Genomic DNA, 3,912 nt, shown 5'->3' on the forward strand with positions numbered 1-3,912 from the left:
TGACTATCAATCCAATTAAAATTGCAGCTTTAATTCTTCTTACTTTTCTTTCTAAATATTTTTTTGCAATCGATTTTTGTTTTTGTTCTTCGTTCCAAATTTGTAATTCATCAGTTTCTTCAACTATTTGTGGTACAGCATCGTGAATTTTTACAACAGCGTTTGTTATACGTTTTTTGTCTTCTTCAATTTCAAAATCTAACGGTTTTACTTTTGCAAATTTTACTAAATCGGCTTGTTTTAAAACTTTTTCTAAATTTTTTAATGTTTCAGAATTCAACTTCATTTTCTTTTGTGAAGCCACTTTTTTTAAACTAAAAATTAGTTCAGATGTTGTGCTTTCCATTGCTGGAATTTGGATTTCTTCTTCTATATAGGTTCTAACAATATCAGTTAATTGAGAATAATATTCTTTTACTTCACCATTTTGCCACAATTCTTTTTTCTCTAACGATTGTAACAAAGAAGTTGCTTTTTCTATTGGTGTTTTATATACAATTTCTAGTTCTTTTTTTGGTCTGTTTTTGTATTTTTTAAATAACCAAAATACTAATAATAGTAAAGCAAGAAGAATAATTATTGGAATAATATAAACCCAATAATTAGTTTCTATTTTTACTTTTTCGATAGTTTTTATATCAAACATTTTCTGTTTTAAAGTATCAACTTTTACATTAGAAACTTCAATATTTATGCTGTCAGAAAATATTGATTTACCGTTTATTAAAATAGGAATTTTTGGAATTGTATATCTACCAGAATCGAATTGTGTTAGTCCATATTTTTTAATCAATTCATAAGAATCGTTACTTTTTATGGTATCAATTTTATAGGATTCTATAACTTCTAAAGCACCAAAATTTTTATCTTTTGGAAAAATAACTTTGTCTTTATTAGAAATAGATGCTTTTATAGTAAGTTTAAATTCGGCACCAATTTTGTTTCTAGTTGTATCAATAGAGGTTGTTACTTTTTGAGCAAAAAGGGATGATGGAATAAGAAAGAAATATATATATAATTTGAATTTCATTTTTTTAATTTATACCTAACAGGTTAAAAAAAACCTGTTAGGATACTTGGCGGTTGATTTTTAATGGTGATTTTTACAAAAGACAATGGCTGTTTAACCCTGATGTTGCAATTGTTTGAGCTCTTCATTTTATTTTTTTAAAATGAAAGCGAGTTGCGGCAGCAGGAAAATGGATTGTAGAAATGCGCTTAATATTCGTTTCAAATGTAAGCACTTCGACTGCGCTCAGTGTGACATTATGATGAGCACTTCGACTGCGCTCAGTGTGACATTATAATGAGCACTTCGACTGCGCTCACTGTGAAAGAATGATGAGAATCTGAAACGAGTTCTAGAGAATCTGAAACGAGTTCAGATTAAAAAAAAATCTCACCATTGCTGATGAGATTTTGATGAGCACTTCGACTGTGCTTAGTGTGACATTATGTTGAGCACTTTGACTGCGCTTAGTGCGACATTATGATGAGCACTTCGACTGTGTTTAGTGTGACAAAATGATGAGCACTTCGACTGCGCTCAGTGTGACAAACTAGTTCAGATTAAATTATTAACATTGCGTCTCCGTAAGAGTAAAATTTATATTTTTCTTCGATGGCAATTTCGTATGCTTTTTTCATTAAATCGTGTCCGCAGAATGCTGAAACCATCATTAATAATGTTGATTTTGGTGTGTGAAAATTGGTTATCATTGCATCGGCAATGCTAAAATCGTGCGGTGGAAAAATAAATTTGTTTGTCCAACCGTCAAATGTATTTAGTGTTCTTTGTGAGGAAACGGCGCTTTCTATGGCACGCATTGAAGTGGTTCCAACGCAACAAACTTTGTGTTTTTTGGCTTTGGCATTGTTTACTTTATCGCAAGCTTCTTGTGTAATTTTTAGCTCTTCAGAATCCATTTTGTGCTTAGACAAATCTTCTACTTCTACTGGATTGAATGTTCCTAAACCCACGTGAAGTGTTACTTCGGCAAAGTCTATTCCTTTAATTTCTAAACGTTTTAAAAGGTGTTTAGAAAAGTGTAAACCGGCAGTTGGTGCTGCAACTGCGCCTTCTTCTTTGGCATAAATTGTTTGGTAACGATCGGCATCTTCTGGTGTTACTTCTCGAGAAATATATTTTGGAATTGGTGTTTCGCCAAGTTCTGTTAGTTTATTTCTAAATTCATCATACGAACCATCGTAAAGAAAACGTAGTGTTCTTCCACGAGAAGTTGTATTGTCTATAACTTCGGCAACAAGTGAATCGTCGTCGCCAAAATATAATTTATTTCCTATTCTTATTTTTCTTGCTGGATCTACTAAAACGTCCCAAAGTCGTTGTTCTGCATTTAGTTCTCGCAGTAAAAAAACTTCTATTCTTGCTCCAGTTTTTTCTTTGTTTCCAAACATTCTTGCTGGAAAAACCTTGGTGTTGTTAAGTACAAAAACATCGCCATCGTCGAAATAGTTAATAACGTCTTTGAACATTTTGTGTTCTATTGTTCCTTTTTTACGGTCGATTACCATTAAACGAGATTCGTCACGAATTTCTGCTGGATATTCTGCTAATAATTCTGTTGGAAGATTGAATTGAAAATGTGATAATTTCATGTTTGAATTTTAGGATTTGCACTTCGACAAGCTCAGTGTGACAATAATAGTACTAATTATTTGCAAATATACGATTGTGAGATAGGCGTTGTCAAGTGTTTTGGTGTTTATTTTTTAGATTGCCACAAAGACGCTAAGTCGCAAAGGTTTTTTTAATATTATGATACAAAGGCGCTAATTTATTTACAGCAATTTCAACAATTTACACAAATTTGATGTTTTTAAATTTCACTAATATAAAATTTTCTTTTTTTCAAAAAAGGAATTATAAAATTTCATTAATTTGAAACCCAATATTTTTTAAATCTTCCCAAAAAGTTGGATAGGATTTAGAAACTACTTCGGCATTTTCAATAATTAAATCGGTTTTAAGTGCTAAAGGTGCAAATGCCATTGCCATTCTGTGGTCTTGGTAGGTTTCCACTCTGTCCTTTGGACATCTCTCCAAAGGAGAGAAAGTAGTACTTGAAAATAAACTATGTGATTGAAGATTTAAACTGTCATTTGTTACAGAAATGGTTGCGCCAAGTTTTGTGAGTTCTGTCTCTAATGCTAAAAGTCTATCGGTTTCTTTAATTTTTAAGGTGTGCAAACCAGTTAAATTGCATGAAATTCCGAGTCCGAAACAAGTTACAGCTATTGTTTGAGCAATGTCAGGTGAAGATTGAAGATTGATGATTAACGATTTTTGATTTTTGATTTTTGACTTTGATATTGTTATTGATTTATCATTATTAAAAACAGTTTCTACTCCAAAATTTTTATAAATTGCTACCAATGCTGCATCGCCTTGAAGACTGTTTTCTTTGTAACTTGAAAGTGTTATTTGAGTTCCAATTGTTGATAATGCAATTATAGAATAATAATAGGATGCAGAACTCCAATCTGATTCTATAGTTACGAGTTGAGGCGCTTTTACAAGCTCAGTGTGACAAACGTTTATAAAATTATTTTTAAAAGAAGTTTCTACACCAATTTCGTTTAACAATGCCAAAGTCATATTAATGTATGGAATGGAAGTTATTTCGCCTTCGAGTTTTAATTCTAATCCGTTTTCTAGTTTTGGTGCAATTAATATTAGTGCCGAAATGTATTGACTGCTCACATTTGCAGGAAGCGAAACTTTATTATGAGTTAGTTTTTTACCAATTATTTTTAGTGGAGGAAAACCATTATTTTCTACATATTCTATATCTGCGCCAAGTTGTTTTAGTGCATCTACCAATATTTTTATTGGTCGTTCTTTCATTCTTGATGAACCTGTAAGTACAATTTCACTTCCTTCTTTTATTG

3 protein-coding genes are annotated in these 3,912 nt (G+C 31.5%); all 3 read right to left on the reverse strand.

Annotated features, from left to right (window positions below):
* Positions 1-1,030 (reverse strand): BatD family protein (locus ACH2BO_RS00520; RefSeq protein ID WP_395042802.1); only part of this gene is annotated, 1,030 nt, incomplete at its 3' end.
* Between the two features lie 539 nt (positions 1,031-1,569).
* Positions 1,570-2,619: a tRNA preQ1(34) S-adenosylmethionine ribosyltransferase-isomerase QueA gene (gene queA / locus ACH2BO_RS00525; RefSeq protein ID WP_395042803.1), complete on the reverse strand. Its 1,050-nt coding sequence runs from the start codon at positions 2,617-2,619 to the stop codon at positions 1,570-1,572.
* Between the two features lie 265 nt (positions 2,620-2,884).
* Positions 2,885-3,912: 3-phosphoshikimate 1-carboxyvinyltransferase (locus tag ACH2BO_RS00530; protein WP_395042804.1), on the reverse strand; the 1,028-nt coding region annotated here is incomplete at its 5' end.

The sequence above is a fragment of the Flavobacterium sp. genome, from assembly GCF_043773265.1.
In the GTDB taxonomy this organism is placed as follows: domain Bacteria; phylum Bacteroidota; class Bacteroidia; order Flavobacteriales; family Flavobacteriaceae; genus Flavobacterium.